General features: G+C 60.8%; 19 protein-coding genes and 2 riboswitches. Of the genes, 10 read left to right on the top strand and 9 right to left on the bottom strand.

Annotated elements, in window-relative coordinates:
- Window positions 1-25 precede the first annotated feature (25 nt).
- Window positions 26-1099, top strand: a complete 1074-nt coding sequence (locus JIO00_RS16325) for an ABC transporter substrate-binding protein (protein WP_169857641.1) — start codon at window positions 26-28, stop codon at window positions 1097-1099.
- Here JIO00_RS16325 and JIO00_RS16320 read toward each other — a convergent pair.
- Together JIO00_RS16320 and metH are read right to left on the bottom strand one after the other, a co-directional pair.
- Window positions 1096-1314 (bottom strand): DUF2970 domain-containing protein, encoded by a 219-nt coding sequence (locus JIO00_RS16320; protein WP_010460924.1) that lies wholly within the window; start codon window positions 1312-1314, stop codon window positions 1096-1098. The genes JIO00_RS16325 and JIO00_RS16320 overlap by 4 nt on opposite strands.
- 1266 nt (window positions 1315-2580) lie before the next feature.
- Window positions 2581-6291 (bottom strand): methionine synthase, encoded by a 3711-nt coding sequence (metH, locus tag JIO00_RS16315; protein WP_102595011.1) that lies wholly within the window; start codon window positions 6289-6291, stop codon window positions 2581-2583.
- Window positions 6292-6446: 155 nt separating this feature from the next.
- On the opposite strand from metH, the gene JIO00_RS16310 reads away from it, so the two are divergent.
- From JIO00_RS16310 to nfuA, 3 genes are all read left to right on the top strand, one after another.
- Window positions 6447-8732, top strand: coding sequence for a fatty acid cis/trans isomerase (locus tag JIO00_RS16310; protein WP_200666308.1), 2286 nt, complete (start codon window positions 6447-6449; stop codon window positions 8730-8732).
- Between the two features lie 186 nt (window positions 8733-8918).
- Window positions 8919-9953 (top strand): acyltransferase family protein, encoded by a 1035-nt coding sequence (locus JIO00_RS16305; protein ID WP_172791124.1) that lies wholly within the window; start codon window positions 8919-8921, stop codon window positions 9951-9953.
- Window positions 9954-10010: 57 nt separating this feature from the next.
- A complete protein-coding gene (nfuA, locus tag JIO00_RS16300) occupies window positions 10011-10595 on the top strand; it encodes a Fe-S biogenesis protein NfuA (protein WP_007898222.1) in 585 nt (194 codons plus the stop codon).
- Window positions 10596-10751: 156 nt separating this feature from the next.
- On the opposite strand, the gene cobM is transcribed toward nfuA, so the two are convergent.
- The 4 genes from cobM to JIO00_RS16280 form a co-directional block, all read right to left on the bottom strand.
- On the bottom strand, window positions 10752-11498 hold the full coding sequence (cobM, locus tag JIO00_RS16295; protein WP_077747683.1) for a precorrin-4 C(11)-methyltransferase: 747 nt from the start codon (window positions 11496-11498) through the stop codon (window positions 10752-10754).
- 98 nt (window positions 11499-11596) lie between these two features.
- Window positions 11597-12010, bottom strand: coding sequence for a cobalamin biosynthesis protein (locus JIO00_RS16290; protein ID WP_102595008.1), 414 nt, complete (start codon window positions 12008-12010; stop codon window positions 11597-11599).
- Window positions 12007-12711, bottom strand: coding sequence for a CbtA family protein (locus JIO00_RS16285; RefSeq protein WP_200666306.1), 705 nt, complete (start codon window positions 12709-12711; stop codon window positions 12007-12009). Before JIO00_RS16285 ends, JIO00_RS16290 begins: the two co-directional genes overlap by 4 nt.
- A gap of 11 nt (window positions 12712-12722) precedes the next feature.
- Window positions 12723-12914 (bottom strand): CbtB domain-containing protein, encoded by a 192-nt coding sequence (locus JIO00_RS16280; protein WP_010460909.1) that lies wholly within the window; start codon window positions 12912-12914, stop codon window positions 12723-12725.
- A gap of 119 nt (window positions 12915-13033) precedes the next feature.
- Window positions 13034-13261, bottom strand: a riboswitch (cobalamin riboswitch).
- Between the two features lie 176 nt (window positions 13262-13437).
- A riboswitch (cobalamin riboswitch) is annotated at window positions 13438-13651 on the top strand.
- Between the two features lie 100 nt (window positions 13652-13751).
- On the opposite strand from JIO00_RS16280, the gene cobW reads away from it, so the two are divergent.
- From cobW to JIO00_RS16255, 5 genes are all read left to right on the top strand, one after another.
- Window positions 13752-14813 (top strand): cobalamin biosynthesis protein CobW, encoded by a 1062-nt coding sequence (gene cobW / locus JIO00_RS16275; protein WP_102595006.1) that lies wholly within the window; start codon window positions 13752-13754, stop codon window positions 14811-14813.
- Window positions 14814-14816: 3 nt separating this feature from the next.
- On the top strand, window positions 14817-18698 hold the full coding sequence (gene cobN / locus JIO00_RS16270; protein WP_200666304.1) for a cobaltochelatase subunit CobN: 3882 nt from the start codon (window positions 14817-14819) through the stop codon (window positions 18696-18698).
- 149 nt (window positions 18699-18847) lie between these two features.
- The gene (locus tag JIO00_RS16265; protein WP_154504927.1) at window positions 18848-19846 is read left to right on the top strand and encodes an ATP-binding protein; all 999 of its coding nucleotides are present in this window, start codon (window positions 18848-18850) and stop codon (window positions 19844-19846) included.
- Window positions 19847-19899: 53 nt separating this feature from the next.
- Complete coding sequence (locus tag JIO00_RS16260; RefSeq protein WP_083376582.1) at window positions 19900-20511, top strand: vWA domain-containing protein; 612 nt, start codon at window positions 19900-19902, stop codon at window positions 20509-20511.
- A gap of 166 nt (window positions 20512-20677) precedes the next feature.
- Window positions 20678-22324, top strand: coding sequence for a phospholipase D-like domain-containing protein (locus JIO00_RS16255; RefSeq protein ID WP_200666302.1), 1647 nt, complete (start codon window positions 20678-20680; stop codon window positions 22322-22324).
- A 103-nt stretch (window positions 22325-22427) separates the two neighbouring features.
- Here JIO00_RS16255 and poxB read toward each other — a convergent pair whose 3' ends face one another.
- Together poxB and JIO00_RS16245 are read right to left on the bottom strand one after the other, a co-directional pair.
- Window positions 22428-24152: a ubiquinone-dependent pyruvate dehydrogenase gene (poxB, locus tag JIO00_RS16250; RefSeq protein WP_077747689.1), complete on the bottom strand. Its 1725-nt coding sequence runs from the start codon at window positions 24150-24152 to the stop codon at window positions 22428-22430.
- A gap of 83 nt (window positions 24153-24235) precedes the next feature.
- Window positions 24236-25459: an NADH:flavin oxidoreductase/NADH oxidase family protein gene (locus JIO00_RS16245; protein WP_200666300.1), complete on the bottom strand. Its 1224-nt coding sequence runs from the start codon at window positions 25457-25459 to the stop codon at window positions 24236-24238.
- 77 nt (window positions 25460-25536) lie between these two features.
- Here JIO00_RS16245 and JIO00_RS16240 point away from each other — a divergent pair, with 77 nt between their 5' ends.
- Window positions 25537-25941: a MerR family transcriptional regulator gene (locus JIO00_RS16240; protein ID WP_200666298.1), complete on the top strand. Its 405-nt coding sequence runs from the start codon at window positions 25537-25539 to the stop codon at window positions 25939-25941.
- Here the strand turns inward: JIO00_RS16240 and JIO00_RS16235 are convergent.
- Window positions 25938-26195 carry a DUF2790 domain-containing protein gene (locus JIO00_RS16235; protein WP_200666296.1) on the bottom strand — a complete coding sequence of 86 codons (258 nt, stop codon included), beginning with the start codon at window positions 26193-26195 and terminating at the stop codon, window positions 25938-25940. The two genes, JIO00_RS16240 and JIO00_RS16235, sit on opposite strands and share 4 nt — an antisense overlap.
- Between the last annotated feature and the right edge of the window lie 62 nt (window positions 26196-26257).

Raw genomic sequence — 26257 nt, 5'->3', positions numbered from 1 at the left:
AAAATTTCCGGGGGCTCGGGCGTTAATGTTGAAGTTTGTCTACACCTTCCTGCTGATGCTTGGCGCGGCTTGGGGCCCTGTCGCGCATGCAGAGTCGGTGTTGTTCCTCAATCCGGGCAAGACGGATGAGGCCTTCTGGATCAGCTATTCGCAATTCATGCAGGCGGCCGCCAAGGATCTGCGCATTGATCTGCGAATTCTGTATTCCCAACGCATGCCCGAGCTCACCGTGGCGCAAGCCCGCTTGGCCCTGCAAGGTCCCGATCGTCCGGACTATCTGGTGTTCGTCAACGAACAGTATGTCGCTCCACAGATTCTGCGCCTGGCTCAAGGCAGCGGGGTGAAGCTGTTTACGGTCAACGCTTCGCTGACCGCCAATCAGCTGAGCCTGCTGGGCGAGCGTTCCGATCGATTGGGCAGCCTGGTGCCGAACGATGAGGAGGGCGGCTACCTGATGCTCAAGGAGCTGATTCGCCAGCATCCACCCGTGGCGCCTGGCCAGGTCATCGAATTACTGGCGTTCTCCGGCCTGAAGATCACGCCGTCGTCGCAACTGCGCGAACAAGGCATGCTGCGCGCCTTGGCCGAGCACCCGCAAGTGCGCTTGCGCCAAGTGGTTTACGGTGGCTGGAGCCGGGGAAGGGCCTATGAGCAGGCCAAGTTATTGTTCCGGCGTTACCCGAATGTCTCGTTGGTGTGGTCTGCCAATGACGAAATGGCGTTTGGCGCCATGCAAGCCTATTCGGAGACGGGTGGCGTGCCCGGCAAAGATGCCTTGTTCAGCGGGGTGAACACGTCGCCCGCTGCATTGCAGGCGATGATCGACGGTCACCTGAGCGTGTTGGTGGGCGGGCACTTCACATTGGGCGGTTGGGCGCTGGTGGAGTTGCATGACGTGGAAATGGGCGTGGATCTGGACCAGTACGGCGGGCGCGACCGGTTGATTCCGGTATTGCAACTGATCGACAAGGCCCACGCCAAGCGGTTGCTGGCCATGGGCGCATCACCGGATTACGGGGTGAATTTCCGTCGTCTGTCGGCCAAGGGCCGGCCGACCTCCTATCGCTATCCGTTCAGCCTGCAAACCCTGATGCGCTAACGCCCCGCCAGATGCACCACCAGTTGCACGATGCCGAACAGCGTCAAAGCGAACACGGCCGTGAACAGAATCCCCAGAATCACGAAATGACTCGGCTTGCCGTGGGTGAAGTCCCGCGCCCGATTCTTCCCGCTCTGCACACCGAACGCCGCCGCCATGACGCTTTGCAGCATCTGCCAGAAGGTCGGTGGCTTGTTGTCGACTGGATCGTCCATAAATCCCTCGTCATCAATGTGTGAAGAGTAAGCATAGACAATCCGCGGCATGCACAAAGCAAATGTGGGAGCGAGCTTGCTAGCGAAGGGGTCGTAACACTCAACATTTTCGTTGACTGTCACATCGCCATCGCGAGCAGGCTCGCTCCCACACTTGATCGGGTTGATCCACACGTTTGTGAACGACCCAAAACAACTGTGGGAGCTAGCCTGCTAGCGAATTGGCCATAACATTCAACATCTTCGTTGACTGTCATATCGCCATCGCGAGCAGGCTCGCTCCCACACTTGATCGGGTTGTTCCACACGTTTGTGAACGACCCAAAACAACTGTGGGAGCTAGCCTGCTAGCGAAGTGGCCATAACATTCAACATCTTCGTTGACTGTCACATCGCTATCGCGAGCAGGCTCGCTCCCACACTTGATCGGGTTGTTCCACACGTTTGTGAACGACCCAAAACAACTGTGGGAGCGAGCTTGCTAGCGAAGGGGTCGTAACACTCAACATTTTCGTTGACTGTCACATCGCCTTCGCGAGCAGGCTCGCTCCCACACTTGATCGGGTTGATCCACACGTTTGTGAACGACCCAAAACAACTGTGGGAGCTAGCCTGCTAGCGAATTGGCCATAGCATTCAACATTTTCGTTGAACGTTATAACGCCTTCGCGAGCAGGCTCGCTCCCACACTTGATCGGGTTGATCCACACGTTTGTGAACGACCCAAAACAACTGTGGGAGCTAGCCTGCTAGCGAAGTGGCCATAACATTCAACATCTTCGTTGAACGTTATAACGCCTTCGCGAGCAGGCTCGCTCCCACACTTGATCGGGTTGATCCACACGTTTGTGAACGACCCAAAACAACTGTGGGAGCTAGCCTGCTAGCGAATTGGCCATAACATTCAACATCTTCGTTGAACGTTATAACGCCTTCGCGAGCAGGCTCGCTCCCACACTTGATCGGGTTGATCCACACGTTTGTGAACGACCCAAAACAACTGTGGGAGCTAGCCTGCTAGCGAAGTGGCCATAACATTCAACATCTTCGTTGAACGTTATAACGCCATCGCGAGCAGGCTCACTCCCACACTTGATCGGGTTGATCCACACGTTTGTGAACGACCCAAAACAACTGTGGGAGCTAGCCTGCTGGCGAAGTGGCCATAACATTCAACATCTTCGTTGAACGTTATAACGCCTTCGCGAGCAGGCTCGCTCCCACAGGGGGCTCATCTGGCCACAATATTGTGGCCAGGCGCCTGGGTTAGTTGTCGTAACCGAGGTTAGGCGCCAGCCAGCGTTCGGTCACGCTCAGTTCCTGCCCTTTGCGCGATGTGTAGCTCTGCACCTGGTCCTTGTCGATCTTGCCCACCGCAAAGTATTGCGCCTGCGGATGAGCGAAGTACCAGCCGCTGACCGCTGCCGCCGGGAACATTGCGTAGTGCTCGGTGAGGAACACGCCGCTGCGGCCAGCCTGCATTTCGCTGGCCTCGGGGTCGAGCAAGGCAAACAAGGTGCTTTTCTCGGTGTGATCCGGGCAGGCCGGGTAGCCCGGGGCAGGGCGGATGCCGGTGTATTGCTCTTTGATCAGCGCCTCGTTGTCGAGCGTCTCGTCCTTGGCGTAACCCCAGTGTTCTTTTCGCACCTGCTGGTGCAGCCACTCGGCACACGCCTCGGCCAGTCGGTCGGCCAGTGCCTTGACCATGATCGAGTTGTAATCATCGCCGGCGTCTTGATAAGCCTTGGCCACTTCTTCGGCGCCGATCCCGGCCGTGGTGATGAATCCACCCACGTAGTCGGTGATTTCGCTGTCCTTCGGCGCGACGAAGTCGGCGAGGGAGAAGTTCGGCTTGCCATCGGTCTTGATGATCTGCTGGCGCAAGTGATGCAGCTTGGCAATCGGCTTGCCGTCATCGCCGTAGACTTCGATGTCATCCTCACGCACCTGGTTGGCCGGCCAGAAGCCGAACACCGCACGGGCGCTGATGAGTTTCTCGTCGATCAGCTTGGCGAGCATTTCCTGGGCATCGGCATACAACGCGGTTGCTGCTTCACCCACTACTTCGTCCTGGAGGATGCGCGGGAACTTGCCGGCCAGGTCCCAGGAGATAAAGAACGGCGTCCAGTCGATGTATTCGGCCAGAACCTTGAGGTCGATGTTGTCCAGCACCCTGGAACCGGTAAAGGTCGGTTTGACCGGCACATAAGTGCTCCAGTCGAACTGCGGCTTCTTGGCGATGGCGGCCGGGTAGCTCAGGCGTTCGGTGCGGGCGCTGCGATTGGCGGTGCGCTCGCGAACGTCGATGTATTCCAGGCGAGTCTTTTCGACGAACGCCGGTTTCAACTCCTTGGACAGCAACTGCGTCGCCACGCCCACGGCGCGGGAGGCGTCGGTGACGTAGATCACCGCATCGTTGCTGTACTTCGGTTCGATCTTGACCGCCGTGTGCGCCTTGGAGGTGGTCGCGCCACCGATCATCAGCGGCAGATGGAAATCCTGACGCTGCATCTCGCGGGCCACGTGGACCATTTCATCCAGTGAAGGCGTGATCAGACCGGACAGGCCGATGATGTCGCACTTCTGCTCCTTGGCCACTTGCAGGATCTTCTCCGCCGGGACCATCACGCCGAGGTCGACGATGTCGTAGCCGTTACAGCCGAGCACCACACCGACGATGTTCTTGCCGATGTCGTGCACGTCGCCTTTCACCGTGGCCATCAGGATCTTGCCCTTGGCTTCCGGCTTGTCGCCTTTTTCCAGTTCGATGAACGGGATCAAGTGGGCCACGGCCTGTTTCATCACACGGGCGGATTTCACCACCTGCGGCAGGAACATTTTGCCGGCGCCGAACAGGTCGCCCACGATGTTCATGCCGGACATCAGCGGGCCTTCGATCACTTCGATCGGGCGGGCGAACGACTGGCGCGATTCTTCGGTGTCTTCCACGATGTGCGTGGTGATGCCCTTGACCAGCGCATGCTCCAGACGCTTGTTGACGTCCCAGTTGCGCCACTCTTCGGTCTCGGCTTCCTTGACGCTGCCGTCGCCCTTGTATTTGTCGGCGATGGCGAGGAGGGCGTCAGTGCCGTTCGGCGTACGGTTGAGCACCACGTCTTCAACGGCGTCGCGCAGCTCGGCCGGGATCTGGTCGTAGATCTCCAGCTGACCGGCGTTGACGATACCCATGGTCAGACCGTTGCGGATCGCATACAGCAGGAACACCGAGTGAATCGCCTCGCGCACCGGGTTGTTGCCACGGAACGAGAACGACACGTTGGACACGCCGCCCGAGGTCAGCGCGTAGGGCAGTTCGTCGCGGATGTAGGCGCAGGCGTTGATGAAGTCCACAGCGTAGTTGTTGTGTTCTTCGATGCCGGTGGCCACGGCGAAGATGTTCGGGTCGAAAATGATGTCTTCCGGCGGGAAGCCGACTTCGTTGACCAGAATGTCGTAGGAGCGTTTGCAGATCTCTTTCTTGCGCGCTTCGGTGTCGGCTTGGCCGGCTTCGTCGAACGCCATCACGACCACGGCGGCGCCATAGCGCTTGCACAGTTTGGCGTGGTGAATGAACTGCTCGACGCCTTCTTTCATGCTGATCGAGTTGACGATGCCCTTGCCCTGAATGCACTTGAGGCCGGCTTCGATCACTTCCCACTTCGAGGAGTCGATCATGATCGGCACACGGGAGATGTCCGGTTCACCGGCAATCAGATTGAGGAAGGTCACCATGGCCTTCTTCGAATCGAGCATCCCTTCATCCATGTTGATGTCGATGATCTGGGCACCGGCTTCAACCTGTTGCAGGGCCACTTCCAGCGCTTCGGTGTAGTTGTCTTCACGGATCAGGCGGGCGAATTTCGCCGAGCCGGTGATGTTGGTGCGCTCGCCGACGTTGACGAACAGCGAACTGCGATCGATGGTGAACGGCTCCAGGCCCGAGAGGCGGCAAGCCTTCGGGATTTCCGGAATGACACGTGGTGCATAACCGGCCACGGCTTTGGCGATGGCTTCGATGTGGCCCGGCGTGGTGCCGCAGCAGCCGCCGACGATGTTGAGGAAGCCGCTCTGGGCGAATTCTTCGATGACCTTGGCGGTTTCCGCTGGCAGCTCATCGTACTCGCCGAATTCGTTCGGCAGGCCGGCGTTCGGGTGCGCCGAAACGTGGGTGCCAGCCTTGTTCGACAGTTCTTCCAGGTACGGGCGCAATTCTTTGGCACCGAGGGCGCAGTTCAGGCCGACCGAGATCGGCTTGGCGTGGGCGACTGAGTTCCAGAACGCTTCGGTGGTCTGGCCGGACAGGGTTCGGCCGGAGGCGTCGGTAATGGTGCCGGAAATCATGATCGGCAGTTCGATACCCAACTCTTCAAAAACACCCTGCACGGCGAAGATCGCGGCTTTGGCGTTCAGCGTGTCGAAAATGGTTTCGATCAGGATCAGGTCGGCGCCGCCTTCGATCAGGCCTTTGGTGGCCTCGGTGTAGTTTTCCACCAATTCATCGAAGGTCACGTTGCGGTAGCCGGGGTTGTTCACGTCTGGTGACAGCGAGCAGGTGCGGCTGGTCGGCCCGATCACGCCAGCGACGAAGCGCGGCTTGTCCGGCGTTTCCAGGGTCTTTGCGTCGGCCACCTTGCGTGCCAGGCGCGCGCCTTCTACGTTTAACTCATATGCCAGGCCTTGCATGCCGTAGTCGGCCAGGGAAACCTGGGTGGCGTTGAACGTGTTGGTCTCCAGAATATCGGCGCCGGCATCCAGGTAGGCTTTCTCGATCGACCCGATCACGTCCGGGCGCGTCAACACCAAGAGGTCGTTGTTACCTTTGACGTCGCTTGGCCAGTCAGCAAAGCGTTTGCCCCGGTAATCCTGCTCTTCGAGCTTGTAGCTCTGGATCATCGTGCCCATGCCGCCATCGAGAATCAGGATGCGCTCTTTGAGGGCGTGCTTGAGAGCTTGAAGGCGAACGCTGCGATCGGACATTGGGACTACTCGAAAAGACCATGACGAAGGGCCGGGATAATAGCAAACCTGTGCGCTTTTAGAGCATGCTCCGGTTTTGCATGAATATCGCTCATGTTGGTGAGGGGGCGAGACCGGTAGAATCGCGGCGTTTTTTCAGGATCAGGACCAGGGACATGTCGTATCGCGTCATCACCAGCATCTTTATGCTGCTTATAAGCTGGGATGCCGCTGCGCAGGGTCCGGCGATTTCCTACACACGTGACATTCAACCGATCTTCACCGAAAAGTGCGTGGCCTGCCATGCCTGCTACGACTCCGCCTGTCAGCTCAATCTGGGCAGCGGCGAAGGGGCGGCGCGTGGCGGGACCAAATCCCCGGTTTACGACGGCGAACGCAGTCAGGCCGCGGCGCCGACCCGGTTGTTTTATGACGCTTTCGGCAAGCGTGCCTGGCAGCAGAAAGGCTTCTATTCGGTACTTGACGCCCAAGGCAGCCAGGCGGCGTTGATGACGCGAATGCTGGAGCTGGGCCACACAACCCCGCTGCAACCCAACGCCAGGTTGCCGGAAGACATCGTCCTGGGCCTCAACCGGGAAAACATGTGCGCCATGCCGGCGGAGTTCGACGGCTACGCCAGTACCCACCCGAAAGAAGGCATGCCGCTGGCCGTCACCGGCCTGACCGACCAGCAATACCAGACGCTCCAGCGCTGGCTGGCTTCGGGTGCGCCTATCGATGAGCAAGCCCTGGTCCCGAGCGCGAAAGAGGCCATGCAGGTGGTGCAGTGGGAAAACCTGCTCAACGCCCCGGGTGCCCGGGAAAGTCTGGTCGGTCGCTGGTTATTCGAGCATTGGTATATCGCCCATATTTACTTCAAGGACGGTGAGCCGGGGCATTTCTTCCAATGGGTCCGTTCACGCACCCCGACGGGGCAGCCGATCGACCTGATCGATACGCGCCGGCCGAATGATGATCCGGGCACTCGGATTTATTACCGTTTGTGGCCGGTGCAGGGTGTGATCGTGCACAAGACCCACATCACTTATCCGCTGAGCGCGTCGAAGATGGCGCGGATCAAAACACTCTTTTACAGCGGCAACTGGCAGGTCGATGCCTTGCCGGGATACGGGCCGGAGCGCCGGGCCAATCCGTTCAGTACGTTTGAAGCGATCCCGGCTCAGGCGCGTTATCAGTTCATGCTCGATAACGCCGAGTACTTCGTCCGTACCTTCATTCGCGGTCCGGTCTGCCGTGGCCAGATCGCCACGGACGTGATTCGTGACAACTTCTGGGCATTGTTCCAGGCGCCGGAACATGACCTCTACATCACCGACCCGAACTACCGCGGCCAGGCCACGCCGTTGTTGGCGATGCCGGGACAAAACGACGATGTCGGCAGCGTCCTGAGCCTGTGGCATGACTACCGCGACAAGCGCAACGAGTACGAAGCGCTACGCCGGGACAACTACGCCGATCTGCCGGCGCCGAGCTGGTCGACCCTGTGGGCAGGCAACGACAACGCGTTGCTGAGCATCTTTCGGCATTTCGACAGCGCATCGGTGAACAAGGGCCTGATCGGCGACGTGCCGCAAACCATCTGGCTGTTTGACTATCCGCTGCTGGAACGCACGTATTATCAGTTGGTGGTCAACTTCGACGTGTTCGGCAACGTGTCTCACCAGGCCCAGACACGCTTGTACTTCGACCTGATCCGCAACGGCGCCGAGCAGAATTTCCTGCGCCTGATGCCGGCCGATTCGCGGGACGATTACCTTGATGATTGGTATCAAAGCGGTGGCAAGTTCAAAATGTGGCTGGATTACGAGTCCATCGACAATGACACGCCGACGGCCCTGAAGCTGGATGAAAAGGACCCCAAGCGCGACTTCGCGATGCAACTGCTGGCCCGTTATGGCGAGCTCGATGCCAAGCCTGATCCGATCAACCGTTGCGACGGCGCTTACTGTTCGCGACCGAACATCGACCCGGCGTTGCAGAGTGCCGAGCAAGCCTTGAGTCGCCTGACGTCACGCCCGGCGGCCGGTTTGAAGGTCATTGATCAGTTGCCGGAAGCGACGGTGCTGCGCATCGAGACGGCGAGCGGCAAGCGCGAGGTCTACAGCCTGCTGCGCAATCGGGCCCACAGCAATGTGGCCTTCCTGCTCGGTGAATCGCTGCGCTATCAGCCTGGGCTCGACACTTTGACCATTTTCCCGGGCGTGCTCAGCAGCTACCCCAACTTCATGTTCAACATACCCGCCGACCAGGTGCCGGCGTTCGTCGATGCGATGGAAAACGCCAAGGATGCGCACCGCTTCGAGAAAATCGTCGAACGCTGGGGCATTCGCCGCAGCCATCCGCAGTTCTGGTTCTACTTCCATGACCTGAGTCGCTACATCCACGAAACCGAGCCGGTGGAAGAGGGCGTGCTGGATATGAACCGGTACGAGAATCTTTAATCGACCTTTGACTGCTGGTCGGTGTCGGACTCAATAGGCACCGCCATTCCCCTGTAGGAGCGAAGCTTGCTCGCGAAGAGACCGGTACATTCAACATCATTGTTGGCCGGTCGATCGCCTTCGCGAGCAAGCTTCGCTCCTACAGGGGTCTGCGGTGATGTGTGAAGTGCGATCGGAGGGGCGCCGATGTTGATTTCAGTACAGGCACTGCGCGCCGTCGCGGCATGGACGGTGGTCTGCCACCACTTCATGCAGATATTTTTCGACTTCAAGGCCCGTGGTCCCGTGGGTCAGATGTTCATCGACAAGGGCGCGGTGGGCGTTGATATCTTTTTCGTCATCAGTGGCCTGGTGATCTTCCTGTCCACCGAAGGGAAATCGCTGCCACCTGCACGGTTTCTCCTGTATCGACTGTTTCGCATCGTTCCGGCGTACTGGCTGTACACGGTGCTGATGGCGCTGGTGGTCGTGTTCGCACAGCCTGTGTTGCCGGATCAGACGGTCGACTGGTCACATGTCCTGCTGTCGCTGTTATTCATTCCCACGCAAAACCCCGGTGGCTACGGCATCTATCCGACCCTCAATGTCGGCTGGACGCTGAATTACGAAATGCTGTTCTACGTGCTGTTTGCCTGGGCATTGCTGTTCCGTTTGCAGGTTCGGCTGCTGATCGTCGCGGCGTTGCTGTTTGCGGTGTGCCAGGCGTGGACCGGTTATGGCTGGATCAGCGAGTTCTACCGCTCGGACATTGTTTATGAGTTTCTGCTGGGGATCGCCATCGGCATGATCTACCGGCGGGGCTGGATCAAGCCCGGTGTCTGGCTGCCCTTGCTGGGGATTGGCGGCGCGTTGCTGGCGATTTATAACCTGGCACCGCAGCCACGCTTCCTGGCCTGGGGCGTGCCCGGTGCGGTGTTGGTGATGGCGTGCATGGCGCTGGAACGCTTTTTCGAGAACACCCGTCTGTTCAAGGTGCTTGGCGATTGTTCCTATTCGGTTTACCTGATGCATGTGCTGGTGCTGTCTGTCGGCGGATTTGTCGCCCAGCGTTATGGGGTAAATCCCTACGTGATGTTCGCCGTTTGTGTGGTGACCATCGGCGTGGCTTCCTGGGCAAGTTACGAATATGTAGAAAAATGCAGCTATCGGTGGCTTAAAGAGTGGATCGACGGCGAACCGGCAAGCAACGCTGTTCCGGCTCTTTCCCGACAAAAATACTAGGACTTTGTACGGCGCGATGATTGGCGTAAACTGCGCCCAAGCCTGCGAGGAGTTTCCATGACCGCTATTACCATCACCGACGCCGCACACGATTATCTGGCTGATCTGCTCTCCAAGCAGAACACCCCGGGTATCGGCATCCGCGTCTTTATCACCCAGCCTGGCACCCAGTACGCCGAGACCTGCATTGCGTACTGCAAGCCGGGCGAAGAGAAACCTGAAGACACCGCGCTGGGGCTCAAAAGCTTCACCGCTTACATCGATTCGTTCAGCGAAGCTTTCCTGGACGACGCGGTCGTCGACTACGCCACCGACCGCATGGGCGGCCAACTGACGATCAAGGCGCCCAACGCCAAAGTGCCGATGGTCAACGCTGACAGCCCAGTCAACGAGCGCATCAACTACTACCTGCAAACCGAGATCAATCCGGGGCTGGCCAGCCACGGCGGTCAGGTCAGCTTGATTGATGTGGTCGAAGACGGCATCGCCGTATTGAAATTCGGCGGCGGTTGCCAGGGCTGCGGCCAGGCAGACGTCACCCTTCGCGAAGGCATCGAGCGCACCTTGCTCGAGCGCATTCCCGAGCTCAAGGGTGTACGCGATGTAACTGACCACACGCAGAAAGAAAACGCCTACTACTAAGTAAGGTGTTCGCTGCGAAATGAAAAAACGGCACCCGTGAGTGCCGTTTTTTTATGGGTGAAATTCACTGGCCCTATCGCGAGCAGGCTCGCTCCCACAGGGGGCTATCATTGGATACCCAATCTGTTTCCGCCGCAGATCCAATGTGGGAGGGCCCTATGGCCTGTAGAGATGTGCATGTCCGGCGCGATACAGCGATGACTCACTGAACTGATCACTGCCCAACACCCGACCCACCAGAATCAACGCCGTGCGGCGAAATCCCTTGGCTTCAACCTTCGCGGCAATGTCCGCAATCGTCCCCACCACCCAATCCTGATCCGGCCAGGTCGCCCGGTGAATCACCGCAATCGGGCAGTCGGCGCCGTAATGTGGTAGCAACTCCGCCAGGATCTTCTCCAGATGATTGACCCCCAAATGAATCGCCATGGTCGCCCCGTGCTGGGCCAGGCTCCCCAGTTCTTCGCCGGCCGGCATCACGGTTTTGTCGGCGTAGCGAGTCAGAATCACACTCTGTGAAATGTCGGGCAGGGTCAGTTCAGCCCCCAAAAGCGCCGCACACGCGGCAGTCGCTGTGACCCCCGGGATGATTTCAAACGCAATCCCGAGTTCACGCAGACAGCGAATCTGCTCGCCAATCGCGCCGTAAAGACTCGGATCACCGGAATGCACCCGCGCCACGTCCTGGCCGTTGGCATGGGCGGTCTTGATCAGTTCGATGATTTGCTCCAGGTGCAATTCGGCGCTGTTGACCACCTGTTCGGCACCATGGCCTTCGAGCACGGCGGCGGGCACCAAAGAGCCTGCATAGATGATCACCGGGCAACTGCGAATCAGCCGTTGGCCTTTGACGGTGATCAGTTCCGGGTCACCGGGACCTGCGCCAATGAAGTAGACGGTCATCGTCCGTTCCTTTGAATAAAGAGTCTGTCAGAAAAGGGGCTTGGGCAAGGCTTCAGATGAAGATTGCTCATGATCGAAGGCGGGGATTATCGGGGATCTTACGCAACGCAGGCCAATGCCAGGGTGGCCTGGGCATATTTTTGTCGCGAAATCAGCAGTTTTGCCGGGGCCTGGGCCAAGTGTTCGGCGAGGGCCAGGGCGGCACTTTCCGCCACGCCGTAGCAGCCGGTGCGTTCGAACGCGATGTCCGAATGATGGCTGAGTTGGGGTTTGTAACCTTCCAATTGCTTACTGCTGAAATACATCAGCGGTAACGCCAGTTGTTCGGCGAGCTCGACCAGGCCAGGCTCATCACGCTTCAGGTCGATACTGGCCAGGGCCTTGATCTGGTGAAGTCCGATTTGATGAGCCTGCAATGCCTGATCGATCAACGCCCGCAACGTGCTGGCGGGGCAGCCGCGCTGGCAGCCCAGGCCGACGACTAAAGTCGGCGCTGTGCGGGGATCAATCATGCGTGGTATTGGCCATCGCTTTTGCGGCGGAACAACCAGGCGCTGATCAGGCCCAGGGCCAGCCAGAACGCGACGTTGGTCAGCTGCGACGCGATTTTGAACTGCGCTTCCAGCGCTTGCGGAGCGAGCATCGAGTGCACTTCCGGTTGCGGCGCGCCGATCACGTGCGGAACGGCGAGAATCGCCACGCCAAGGATCTTCATCAGCCAGTGACGGCTGAACACGATCAAGGCGATGCCGACCGCCGTGGAGGCGGCTGTACTGATCCACCAGAGTTGCCGTTGCGCCAGATCAGCCGCGGCAGTGCCCGGCAGTTCAGGCGGCAGGCCGAGGGTCGGGGCCAGCACGAAGGTCGCGTAACCGGCCAGGCCCCAAAGCAAGCCCTGGGAGGTTTTGGTCGGTGCACGCAAGGTGTAGAGGCCAGCGAGCATCAGGGCGAAACCGACGGCGACCACCAGGTTACCGCCCGTGGTCGACAGCAGGCGCTGCCAGCCGTCTTCCGGCTCCCAGGCTTCGGCGTCGTGAGTGTGAGCGGCGACACCGGCGGCGTGTTCGTGAACTTCAACAGCGGCCGGCTCGGATTTTTCGTAAGTCTCGGCCTGCAGAATCAGCGGCGAGACCCAGAAACTTTGCAGCAGCGTCAGCAGCAGGGCGGCCAGCAGCCCTGTGAAACCTGCGGTTTGCGCAATACGCTTGATCATGTCAGCAGGTCTCAATGGCACGGGAAGGCAGAGCTGTGACGGGTGTCGTGCGCGGCATTGTGCACCGCTTCGATGTGCGAGAACCCAGCGAAATACACAAGGCACGCGCCAAGGATCGACGCACACACGGCGGCGGTCAGGCGTTGGCTCAGGGTTGTGGTGGTACTGGCGGTGCTGTGGTCGGTGCTGCTGATGATCGACATGGCGCATCCCTCTGGTCTGTCAGCGGGTGAATAGAGCGCATGGAAGACCCCTGCGAGTCGGGCGCGCAGAGGTTCAAACAGCGCCCGCCCACCGCGGGTTTGTTATTCAGTGACGTAAAGGTCACTTTGTGTTGCGGGCCGGTCTCCGGGCTCACGAGGGGTCAAGGCTTGCGCCTGAACCTGCAAGCATCACCTTCCCATGCCGAACTGCTGGCACAGTGGATCTGACGCTTCGCTCGCTTACCGTTGCGGGGGCAGCACCGGACTGACATGGCTTGGAGTAAAGCACATGATTCACCGGTTTCCCGTTTCACCCTGTGAAGGGCACCCGTAACAAGGCGTGTAGGAGAGCATGGGCGGGGGTTTGACGTCAATTGGCATGGGTTCTCATTCGATAGCCAGGTGAATTCTTCGCGGGCACGCCTCGCTCCTGTAAACGCACCGCTGTCCCGCAGGAGCGAGGCGTGCCCGCGAAGGCGCCGGTGAGAGCGCCACAAGACATTGACCCGCCCCCACACCATGCGTAGCCTTGCGCTTTCGAGGTTCTTCGGCATTTGCCGAAGCTAAGAAGGGAACGCGGTCGATGCCGCGGCTGCCCCCGCAACTGTGAACGGTGATGTTCGCTGCCACGCCACTGCAAACCCTGTGCAACGGGTTCGCGGGAAGGCGCAGCGAATGCCAGGTCCATCGACCGGCACACCGTCAGCCAGGAGACCTGCCTCGACACAGATTCTCACTACAACCGGGCGGGGTGATCCGGTGGCGAACTCTTCCGCGCGCGCATCCGTCGCAGCGATTGTCGTCCCGTATGCCCGCCACCTTGCCAAAGGGCATCCGATGAAAACACTGGCCAAACTCCCCGTCACCATCGTTACCGGCTTCCTCGGCTCGGGCAAAACCACCTTGCTGCGGCACATGCTCGACAACGCTCAGGGCCGCCGCATTGCGGTGATCGTCAACGAGTTCGGCGAGCTGGGCATCGATGGCGAAATCCTCAAGCAGTGCTCCATCGGCTGTACCGAAGAAGAGGCCAACGGCCGCGTCTACGAATTGGCCAACGGCTGCCTGTGCTGCACCGTTCAAGAAGAATTCTTCCCGGTGATGCGCGAATTGGTCGCCCGTCGCGGCGATCTCGACCACATCCTCATCGAAACCTCGGGCCTGGCCCTGCCAAAACCGCTGGTGCAAGCCTTCCAGTGGCCGGAAATTCGCAGCGCTTGCACCGTTGACGCGGTCATCACCGTGGTCGACAGCCCGGCCGTCGCCGCTGGCACGTTCGCCGCGTTCCCGGATCGGGTCGATGCCCAGCGCAAACTCGACCCGAACCTGGACCACGAATCGCCGCTGCACGAGCTGTTCGCCGACCAACTGGCCAGCGCCGACCTGGTGATCCTCAACAAGGCCGACCTGATCAGCCCTGAAGATCTGGCCCGGGTGCGCCTGGAAGTCGCCGAAGAACTGCCACCGGCCGTCAAAGTCATCGAAGCCAGCAGCGGCCGCGTGCCACTGGACGTGCTGATCGGTCTCGGTGCCGGTTCCGAAGAACACATCGACAGCCGTCACAGCCATCACGATCACCACCACGAAGGTGAAGACGATCACGACCACGACGCCTTCGACTCCATTTCCATCGAGTTGCCCCAAGCCGACGAAAGCCTGCTGCTGGACGCGCTGACCCAACTGGTGGTCCAGCACGGCATTCTGCGGGTCAAAGGTTTCGCGGCGATTCCGAACAAACCGATGCGCTTGCTGATTCAGGGCGTGGGCACACGTTTCGACAAGCACTTCGACCGTCAGTGGGGCATCGATGAAGCGCGCAACACGCGTCTGGTGTTGATCGGTCAGGAGCTGGACGCCACGCTGCTTGAAGCGCAATTGCGCGCCGCGCTCAGCGTTTAAGCCATGCACCTGCTCAGGACCCAGCCCGGCGGTTTCGTGTCGGATGACAACATTGCCGACCTTGGACAAACCCCCGCCGAGCTGGTGATCCTGTGCAGCGGCGATTCCAGCCTGGCGCTGCTCGCCGAAGCGGCGCAACAGTTGCCGGACAACTACCCGAGCGTGCGCCTGGCCAACCCGATGCAGGTGCAGAATCACGCGTCGGTCGACCTGTATGTCGACGAAGTGTTGCGCCACGCCAAGGTCATTCTGATTTCGTTGCACGGCGGCATCGCCTATTGGCGTTACGGGGTCGAGCGTCTGGTGGAGCTGTCCCAGCGCGGTGTTCAGCTGATTCTGGTGCCTGGCGATGACCGCCCGGACCCGGAACTCAGCGACCTGAGCACCGTAGCCGCCGCCGACCGTGACCGGCTCTGGCAGTTTTTGCGTCAGGGCGGCATGGCCAATGCCCTGGATTTTTTCCGCTGCCTGGCCAATCGCTGGCTGGATCGCGATTACGCCTGGGCCGAGCCGCAAACCCTGCCGCGCACGGCGATATACCACCCGCAAAAAAGCCCCGCCGACCTTCACGATTGGCAAGCCGATTGGCAGGCCGGTCAACCAGTGGCAGCGGTGCTGTTCTATCGATCGCATTTACAGGCAGCGAACACCGCGTTCATCGATGTTTTCTGCCAGCGTTTGCAGGCGGCGGGTTTGAATCCGTTGCCGATTGCTGTGGCCAGTCTGAAAGAACCCGGCTGCCTGACGGTGGTCGAGGACCTGCTGGACGACGTCGAGGCGGGGGTGATCTTGAACACCACCGGTTTCGCTCAATCCAGCCCCGAAGCGCCGCATCTGCGGCCGTTTCGACGCAATATTCCGGTGATCCAGGCGATCTGCGCCCAGGACAACGAGCCGGGTTGGCTCGCCAGTGAACAGGGCCTCGGCCCCCGTGATCTGGCGATGCACATCGCGTTGCCGGAACTGGACGGACGGATCATCAGCCGGCCGATCAGCTTCAAGGACCTGGCGTGGCGCAGCGAGCGCAGTCAGTCGGAGGTGGTGTGCTATCGGGCGCAACCGGAGCGCATGGATTTCGTCGCCGAACTGGCGCGGCGCTGGATCGATCTGGCCCGGGTACCGAACAGCGAAAAACGCATCGCGCTGATCCTCGCCAACTACCCGACCCGTGACGGGCGCATCGGCAACGGTGTCGGCCTCGACACCCCGGCCGCCGCGCTCAACATCCTGCGGGCGCTGCACACCGAAGGCTATCCGCTGCCTGCCGGGTTGCCGGACAGCGGCACTGCGTTGATTCAACAGTTGCTTGGCGGCGTCAGCAACGACCTCGACACCCTTGATCAGCGTCCCTGCGCGCAAAGTTTGGCGATGGACGACTATCGGCTGATGTTCAACCAATTGCCCAAAGCCAATCAGCAAGCGGTGCTGGAGCGCTGGGGCACGCCCGAAAGCGATCCGATGTGCCGTGACGGCCGCATGATGGTCGCCGGGCTGCGCTTTGGCCTGACCTTCGTCGGCATTCAACCGGCGCGGGGTTATCAGGTTGATCCGAGTGCGGTGTATCACGACCCGGACCTGGTACCGCCCCACGGCTACCTGGCGTTCTACTTCTGGCTGCGCCATACCTATGGCGCCCACGGCGTGATCCACGTCGGCAAGCACGGCAACCTCGAATGGCTGCCGGGCAAAGGCGTCGGGCTGTCGGAAAACTGCTGGCCGGATGCGCTGCTCGGGCCACTGCCGAACATTTATCCATTCATCGTCAACGACCCGGGCGAGGGCGCCCAGGCCAAGCGTCGCACCCAAGCGGTGATCATCGACCACCTGATGCCGCCGCTGACCCGCGCCGAAACCTACGGCCCGCTGCGCAATCTCGAACTGCTGGCCGACGAGTATTACGAAGCGCAATTGCTCGATCCGCGCCGCGCCCGAGAGTTGCAGCGCGACATCCTGCAACTGGTGCGCGACACGCACATCGACCGTGAACTGCAACTGGACGAAAAGCTCAACAGCGACGTCGATGCGGCGATCTGGTTGCCACGGCTGGACACGTACTTGTGCGACTTGAAAGAGTCGCAGATCCGCGATGGCCTGCACATCTTTGGCGAGTCGCCGACCGGGCGCTTGCGCATCGATACGTTATTGGCGCTGTTGCGCATCCCCCGTGGCGACGGTCGTGGCGCGCAATCAAGCCTGCTGCGGGCGTTGGCCAAAGCGTTTGAACTGGGGTTTGATCCGCTGGATTGTGCGTTGGCCGAGCCATGGACCGGGCCGCGTCCTGTGGAACTGCAATCGCTTAATGAGGAGGCCTGGCGCACCGCCGGGGATACCCGCGAACGCCTCGAACTGTTCGCTGCTCAACTCATTGCGCAAACTCTGAATACCAACGCCGAACCTCATGGGAACGAGCCTCTGTGGCGAGGGAGCTTGCTCCCGTTGGTTCGCGAAGCGGACCCGGAAAATGGGACTGCTGCGCAATCCAGCGCGATTATGCAGCATTCCGACAAACTCCCAGCGGGTTGGTCCGACGTCCGCGCCATCCTCGACAGCCTGCGCGAAGTCGTCGCCCCGCGCCTGGACGCCTGCGGCCCTGCAGAAATGCGCGGCCTGCTCGATGCCCTGAGCGGTCGTTTCGTCCCGGCCGGCCCCAGCGGCGCGCCGAGTCGCGGTCGTCTGGACGTGCTGCCGACCGGTCGCAATTTCTACTCGGTGGACGTGCGCAACCTGCCAACCACCACGGCGTGGCGCATCGGTTTCCAGTCGGCCAACCTGATTCTCGAACGGCATCTGCAAGACCACGGCGATCACCTGCGTCAGCTTGGCCTGTCCGTCTGGGGCACCGCGACCATGCGCACCGGCGGCGATGACATCGCCCAGGCCATGGCGCTGATGGGCGTGCGTCCGGTCTGGGCCACCGGCAGTCAGCGGGTCGACGACTTTGAAATCCTGCCACTGAGCTTGCTCGACCGTCCGCGGGTGGATGTGACCTTGCGCGTGTCCGGATTCTTTCGTGATGCCTTCGCCAATCTGATCCGCCTGTTCGACGCTGCCGTGCAAGCGGTCGCCGCGCTGGACGAGCCGGACGATCTCAACCCGTTGGCCGCCAAAGTGCGCGCCGAACGTGAAGCACTGATGCAATCGGGCCTTGATGAAGACGCGGCCAAGCGTCAGGCCGGTTGGCGCATCTTCGGGGCCAAGCCCGGTGCTTATGGCGCAGGCGTGCAGGGCGCCATCGACGGTCGTCTGTGGCAAAGCCGCGAAGATCTGGCCGAGGTTTACTTGAACTGGGGCGGCTACGCTTACGGCGGGTCCGATGAAGGCACCGCCGCCCGCGAACAGTTCGCCCAGCGTCTGAGCCAGGTGCAGGCGGTGCTGCAAAACCAGGACAATCGCGAGCATGACCTGCTCGATTCCAACGACTATTACCAATTCCAGGGCGGCATGCTCGCTGCCGTGGAAAGCCTCAGCGGCGAAGCGGCGGCCAGTTACCACGGCGATCACAGTCAGCCGGACTTGCCGAAGATCCGCACCTTGAAGGAAGAGTTGAACCGGGTGATCCGCTCCCGGGCGGCGAATCCGAAGTGGATCGACGGCGTGAAGCGTCACGGCTATAAAGGCGCATTCGAATTGGCGGCGACGGTCGATAACCTGTTCGCGTTCGACGCCACGACCCGGTTGATCGACGATCATCAATATGCGTTGCTGGCGGATGCGTATTTGCTCGATCCGGCAACCCGGGATTTTGTGCGTGAGCATAATCCGCATGCGCTGCGCGACATGACCGAGCGCATGCTCGAAGCGCAGCAGCGGGGAATGTGGCAGGAACCGGGCGCGTATCGCGAGGCGCTGGAAAACCTGTTGCTGGACATAGAAGAAGACGGCTGATACACCGCAAACCCCGTAGGAGCGAGGCTTGCCCGCGATGAGGCCTTCACATTCAATAGTGATATCGACTGAATAGACGCCTTCGCGGGCAAGCCTCGCTCCTACAGGTACAAAGTGTGCCTGCTACAGACCATGACCGAGTATTGAAGATGACCGACACCCCGCATTTCCCGCTCTCCGCCGTGGTCGGCGCCGACGATCTGAAGCTCGCCCTCTATCTGACCGCCATCGACCCGAAAATCGGCGGCGTGCTGATCGAAGGCCCGCGCGGCATGGCCAAGTCGACCCTCGCCCGAGGCCTGGCGGACTTGCTCGCTAGCGGTCAATTCGTCACCTTGCCCCTCGGTGCCACCGAAGAACGGCTGGTCGGCACCCTCGATCTCGACGCCGCCCTGAGCGAAGGCCGCGCGCAATTTTCCCCCGGCGTACTGGCCAAGGCCGACGGCGGTGTGCTGTACGTCGATGAAGTCAATCTGCTGCCCGATCACCTCGTTGACCTGTTGCTCGACGTGGCCGCCAGCGGCACCAACTTGATCGAGCGCGACGGTATATCCCATCGGCATTCGGCGAAGTTCGTCCTGATCGGCACCATGAACCCGGAAGAGGGCGAGCTGCGTCCGCAACTGCTCGACCGTTTTGGCCTGAACGTCGCCCTCAGTGGTCACACCGCACCGGTCGAGCGTGGCCAGATTATTCGCCGGCGTCTGGATTTCGACACCGATCCCCAGGGTTTCTGCGTCGAGTGGGAAAGCCAGCAGCAGTCCCTGCGTGAACGTTGCCAGAAGGCGCGCGGCGCATTGGCGAGCATCCCCCTGGATGATGCCGCACTGGCGCAGATTACCGAGCGCTGTTTTGCCGCCGGTGTCGATGGCCTGCGCGCCGATCTGGTCTGGTTGCGCGCGGCCCGTGCCCACGCCGCATGGCGAGGGGCGGGCGCCATCGCCGAGGAAGACATCGACGCCGTCGCCGAGTTTGCCCTGCGTCATCGTCGTCGCGAGCAATCGCCACCCGCGCCGCACCACAATCAGTCGCCCTCGGCGCAATCTTCCAGCCCGAGCGAAGGCCAGGGCCAATGGGGCGAAATGCCCGCTCAGGCCCTGCCGGTCGGCGCCCGACGTGAAGTGCCGAGCTGGCCAAAAAAGCCCTAGGCATTCGCCCTCGATCTGACGCGGGGGCGAATGCCAGACCCCGCGCAGGCCGACTGGATAACGGTAAACAGGGCAAGCGTCACGCTGCGCGCAGTGGCTCGATCAACTGGCCCGGCACTTTGCTCAATGGTCGGCCGCGTCAACGCAAAGATGTGCTGTTCCACCTGCGCACACGTTCCTCCCATGAACTGTGGCTGGTGATCGTCGACGCATCGGCCTCGACACGCCGTCATCAGGCGTTGAGCGATGCCAAGGGTTTACTTGCGCAAGTGTTCGACGATGCGTACCGCCAACGCGCGCGCCTGGCCTTGTTGACTGCCAGCGGTCAGGCGCCGAAGTGGCAGGTGCAAGGCTTGAAAGCGTCGGCGGGGTTGCGTGCCTGGCTCGATGGCCTGGGCGCGGGCGGCGGCACGCCGTTGTTGGCGGCGCTGGGTGAAGCGGGGCGTTGGCTGGCGGCACGGAAAAAACGCTTTCCGGCGGAACAGCAAAGGTTGCTGCTGGTGACCGATGGGCGATTGAAGGACTGGCCGGGGTTGCCGGTGCTGGACTGCCCGGGGTTATTGATTGATATCGAGCGCGGGCCGATTCGGTTAGGTCGGGCCAGACAGATGGCGGCAGAGTTGCAAGCGGATTATCGCCACATTGATGAGCTGGTTTCAGGCTGAGGACTGTGTTGTCTGCAAAGGCCCCATCGCGTGCAGGATTTGTTTACGCCGCAGATCCCTTGTGCGAGCGAGCCTGCACCCGATGGCATCACCCCGGTTCCGGAATTCATGGTGAATCCGCATCGCTCCCCTATGCTCTGAGTGCATTCGATCAAAGGAGTGAATCATGCGCGCACTTGCCGTTAACCATCAGAACGATTTCCGCGTCAAAGCCTATGCCGGCACCAATGGCGTGCTGTTGGCCATGGATGTGGCCGAACCCCGCCGCAAAGGCCTGCTGGGTTTCGCCATCGAAAAGCAGCAGGGCAGCAAACCCTGGCAGTTTCTATTCAACAGCCTGACGTTCCCGGGCAAGACCCATACCTTCCCTCAATACCACGCCACCCCCAGCAATATCGCGCCTTTGCAGAAATTTCGCTGGGCCGATTACGCGGTCAATCCGGGGCTGACGATCCAATACCGGGTCTATCTGGCTTACGGCAGCGCCGATGCGCCGCAACTGGGCGAATCCCTGGAGGTGACGGTCACTTCCGACGACGGCCATCCCGGCAACCAGAGTGTCAATTTCAACCGCGCCGTGGCCGCCAGCCAGGCGTTCCAGCGCAAGTTTCCAGAGCTCGACGCGCTCCTTGGCGGCAAGGAAAGATTGCCCCTGGAATCCTGGCCCGATGCCCCGCGCCGATGGCTGGAAAACGGTCTGCTCGGGCGTTTGCTGGGGTTTATCGAGCGTGCCGTCGGCAGCGAGTGGGCACTGGATGTCGCCATCTATGAATACCAGTTACCGGTGATTGTCGAGGCGGTGAACGCGGCGCGGGAGCGCGGGGTGCACGTTCGCGTTCTGTATCACGCGCAACCGGGCGAAGACACCACCGCCTTTAACGAGGCCAGCCTGGAAAAGATCCCGGCGGCAAACAAGCGCGGACGCGTCACCCACAGTATTTTCCATAACAAGTTCATCGTCCTGAGCCGGTTCGATGCCGCGGGTCTGCGTCAGCCTGAAGCCGTGCTCTGCGGCAGCACCAACTTCACGCCCAACGGCATTTACCGTCAGGCCAACGTGGTGCATGTGCTGGACGATGCTCGGGTCGGCGCCCGTTATCTGCAAACGTTCGAGCAGGTCTGGGGCACACCGGCGAATGTCGGTGCCGCGCGGCAGTGGATTACCGAACACAACCCGATGGACCCGAGCCAACCGTTGTTCGCCGGATTCTCCCCGCGCTCGGGTCAGGGCGACTTGCATGAGTTCGTCGACATCATCAATGCGGCGAAGAAAGACCTGCTGTTCGTCACTGCCTTTACCTTGCCCGACGCCATCCTCAACGCGTTGCTCGGTAAGCCCCACGACGACATTCTGCGCTACGGCCTGCAGAACTCCGTGAGCAAGATCACCGGTTTTCACGCCGACCGCAGCGCCGAATTCACTACGGTTGCGTTGCTCAATACCGGCCTTGAAGGCTGGCTCCTGGAAAGCAAGGAAGGACAGAAGGGCAACCTGCTGGTGCACACCAAAGCGATCGTCACGGATTTCACCAGCGAAACGCCAACGATCATCAGCGGCAGTCATAACCTCAGTGCGGCGGCCAGCAACAGCAATGACGAGAACTACCTGATCATCCGCGGCGATACCGACCTGGCGGACCGTTATGGTCTGGAGTTGCTTCGGTTTTATGAGCATTACCGGTTTCGCTATTACGCGAAAAAACTGGCGCTAAAGCAGGTCCGGCCGTTGGCGGCGGATGACAGTTGGACGGATGATTATTATGTCGAGGGGAATTTGCGACAGTTGTCGCGATTGCGTTTTTCCGGGCAGTAATCGTTGGCCTCACGGGGGCCCATCGCGAGCAGGATTTGTGAACAACCGAGATCCAATGTGGGAGCGAGCCTGCTCGCGAAGGGGGCGATGCGGTCCAGGCGCGTCAGCGGAACAGATTAGTACGCGCCAACTCAATCACCTCATCCCCACGCCCGCTCATCACCGCTTTGAGCATGTACAAACTGAACCCTTTGGCCTGTTCCAGCTTGATCGTCGGGGGCATCGCCAGTTCCTGGGTCGCCGTCACCACGTCCACCAGCACGGGCCCGTCATGCGCCAGCGCGCGGCGCAAGGCCGGTTCCAGCGCTTCGGATTCCTCGACACGAATCCCCAGGATCCCCATGGCATTGGCCATCGCCGCGAAGTCTGGATTGTGCAGGTCCGTACCGGTGTCCAGCAGCCCGCTGGATTTCATTTCCATGGCCACGAACCCGAGCGAGGCATTGTCGTAGACGATGATTTTCACCGGCAGCTTGAGTTGCGCCAGCGAAATGAAGTCCCCCATCAACATGCTGAAGCCGCCATCGCCAGACAGCGAAATTACCTGCCGCCCGGGAAATGACGCTTGCGCGCCAATGGCCTGGGGCATCGCGTTCGCCATGGAACCGTGGTTGAACGAGCCGAGCAATCGGCGCTTGCCGTTCATTTTCAGATAACGTGCGGCCCAGACGGTCGGCGTGCCCACGTCGGCAGTGAAGATCGCATCGTCATCGGCCAGCTCACTGAGCAGGCGAGTGAGGTATTGCGGATGAATCGGCCGACCCGGCGCCGACGGTTGAGCCAGGTCATCCAGCCCCTGACGGGCCTTCTGGTAGTGCTTGAGGGATGACTCGAGAAAGCTCCGGTCGCCACGATAAGGCAGGCGCGGCAGCAACGCGGCGAGGGTTTCACCAACATCGGCGGCGATGCCCAGATCAAGCGTGGTCCGCCGTCCGAGGGCTTGCGGGTCGTGGTCGATCTGAATGATGGTGGCGTCGGAGGGGTAGAACTGGCGATAGGGAAAGTCAGTCCCGAGCATCACCAGCGTGTCGCAGTTGAGCATCGCGTGATAACCGGAGCTGAAGCCGATCAACCCGGTCATGCCGACGTCGAACGGATTGTCCCACTCCACATGCTCCTTGCCGCGCAACGCATGCACCACCGGCGCGCCGAGGGCGTCGGCCAATGCCACCACCTGATCGTGGGCGCCCGCGCACCCGGCGCCGCACATCAGCGTCACGGCGTTGCTTTGACTCAGCAATTCGACCAGCCGATCCAGGTCGTGAGGCGCAGGCAGGGTGCGAGGTTTGGACAGCGCCGGCCAGGGTTTGAGGTTGTCTTCGACCTCCTGCAGCGCGACGTCGCCGGGAATCACCACCACCGCGACACCGCGATTGAGGATGGCACTGCGCATCGCCCGATGCAGCACCTGGGGCATCTGCGCCGGGCTGCTCACCAGCTCGACGAAGTGGCTGCATTCCTTGAACAGTTCCTGCGGGTGGGTTTCCTGAAAGTAATTCAGGCCTACTTCCGAAGAGGGAATCTGCGCCGCGATGGCCAACACCGGCACATGGTTTTTATGGCAATCGAAGAGCCCGTTGATCAAGTGCAGATTGCCCGGCCCACAGCTGCCAGCGCAGACCGCCAGTTCCCCGGTAACCGCCGCATCGGCGCCGGCGGCGAACGCGGCGACTTCCTCGTGGCGCACGTGCATCCACTCGATGCTGTCCATGGTGCGCAGGGCTTCGGTCAGGCCATTGAGGCTGTCGCCCGTCAGGCCCCAGATGCGTTTCACACCTGCTTGTTCAAGGGTGGTCGCCAGTTGCTGGGCAAGGGTGATTTTCGCCATGGGGTGCTCCAGTGGTTAATGAATGGTCCTCAGGGTTAAAAGAGGACAACGCTGCGGCAACCATGACTCACCCCGATTTGAGATTACTTGCCCATCGCCTGCCGGTACTGACGCGTGCGCCGGGCGAGATACAGCTGATCAACGATCAGCGCCCATAGCGCTGAAACCTGTGGCCGGGTCTTGCGTCCGCGGCTCAGGCGATTGAGCTGGAACTTCACTACGGCCATGTTCGCCAGGGCGGCCAGCGGTTTACGTTTCCAGAGGATCGGCGGCAACTGCGGGTGGCTGTTCTGGCCTTCGCGCCAGCGTTTCACCAGCTGCGGTTCAATGGCGAGCGCCGTGCCGATACCGGCCATGGCGATGCCGCTGTCGAGCACCTGTTCGACGATGGCCAGACGTCGAATCCCACCCGTTACCATCACCGGCATGCTCGCAACGCTAGCCAGTTCGCCGGCCATTTCCAGAAAGTACGCCTCTCGGGCCAGGGTCCTGCCGTCGCGGGCGTCGCCTTGCATGGCTGGTGCTTCGTAGCTGCCCCCGGAGAGTTCGAGCAAATCCAGTGGTTGGTCGTTGAGCCACTGGATCACTTGGCGGGCGTCGTCAGCGTCGAAACCGCCGCGCTGGAAGTCTGCCGAGTTGAGCTTTACCGAGACGCAAAACTGAGGCGACACCGCTTGGCGAACGGCGCTGACCACGGCCAGCAACAGCCGGGCGCGATTCTCCAGGGAGCCACCCCACTGGTCAGTCCGACGGTTGGTCAAGGGCGACAGAAACTGGCTGATCAGGTAGCCGTGTGCCGCGTGAATCTGCACGCCGGTGAAACCGGCTTTCTCTGCAAGGGCGGCACTGGTGGCGAAGCGTTGGATAACCTCGGCGATATCGCTTTCCGACATCGGTTTGGGCTCGGCAAACATCTTGGAAAAAGAACCCAGGTCCAGCGCCACGGCGGAGGGTGCCCAGGCTTGCTGACCGAGGTTGGCCATGATCTGGCGCCCGGGATGGTTGAGCTGCATCCACACATGCGCGCCACCGGAGCGGCCAATGGTGGCCCACTGACGGAACAGCTCAAGATGGCGCTCGTCTTCCAGTACGACACCTGCAGGGCTGGTCATGGCGCGGCGATCGATCATCACGTTGCCGGTCAGCAACAGGCCCGTTTCACCTTCGGCCCAAGCCTGATACAACTTGAGCAGCGCAGTAGAAGGCGCTTGTCCGGTATCGGCAAGGTTCTCATCCATCGCAGCTTTGGCGATGCGATTGTCGAGGGTCTGGCCGTTGGGTAACTTCAGCGTTTGAAAGGGTGACATGCTTGACTCCTCATCAGTAATGCGAAGAGGCTAAGCTTAAAGTTAACTTTAATGTCAAGCAGGCAAATGAGGCCGAGATGAAGATTGGTGAATTGGCACAATTGAGCGGGTTGAACGCGTCGCGCATTCGGTTCTACGAGGCTCAAGGCCTGATCCGGCAAGTGGAGCGCATGGCCAACGGCTATCGGCGTTACCCGCCGCAAGTTCTGCAAACCCTGAAGATTATTCAGTGCGCACAGCAGGCCGGGTTCAGCCTCGACGAGCTCAAGTTATTGTTGCCAGACGCCGTAACAGGCGAGTTCGACGACGATGCACTGGTGGCGAGCCTTGGGCGCAAAGTCGAACAGATCGAAGCGATGCAACTGCACCTGGCGCAAAACAAGGCGCAGTTGCTGGGGTTGATCGAGAACATCCAGACGCGGCCCGAAGGAATGGCGTGCGGTGAGAATGCCGAGCGAGTGCTGGCGTTGATCCAGCATTAGTTCTGACCGAGACAGTTATCGCCAAAGGCCTGGTAGCGCAGGACATGGGTGGTGCCCGCGGTATCAATGTAAGTCATCTCCCGCGGCAGGGGGCCGCAACCATCGTCGCGGGTCATGTTAAGCACTTTGGCGATATGGAGCGGCGTCGAATACTTGTAGTCCTCGACGTTCGGCGTGCTGGAGTTGTCGACGGCGGCGGCCGCTGCAACACCGCTCAGGCTGATGAGAAACAGGGCGGACAGAATGCGTTTCATGATGGGGCTCTCGTAGTGACTACTGAACGATTTCAGTGGCAGTACGACGAGCCCCGTTGGGG

The sequence above is a fragment of the Pseudomonas sp. SW-3 genome, assembly GCF_016615645.1.
GTDB classification, from domain to species: Bacteria; Pseudomonadota; Gammaproteobacteria; order Pseudomonadales; family Pseudomonadaceae; genus Aquipseudomonas; species Aquipseudomonas mandelii.
The sequence above is the reverse complement of the archived record's forward strand: the minus strand, read 5'-3'. Positions and strand labels throughout refer to the sequence as shown.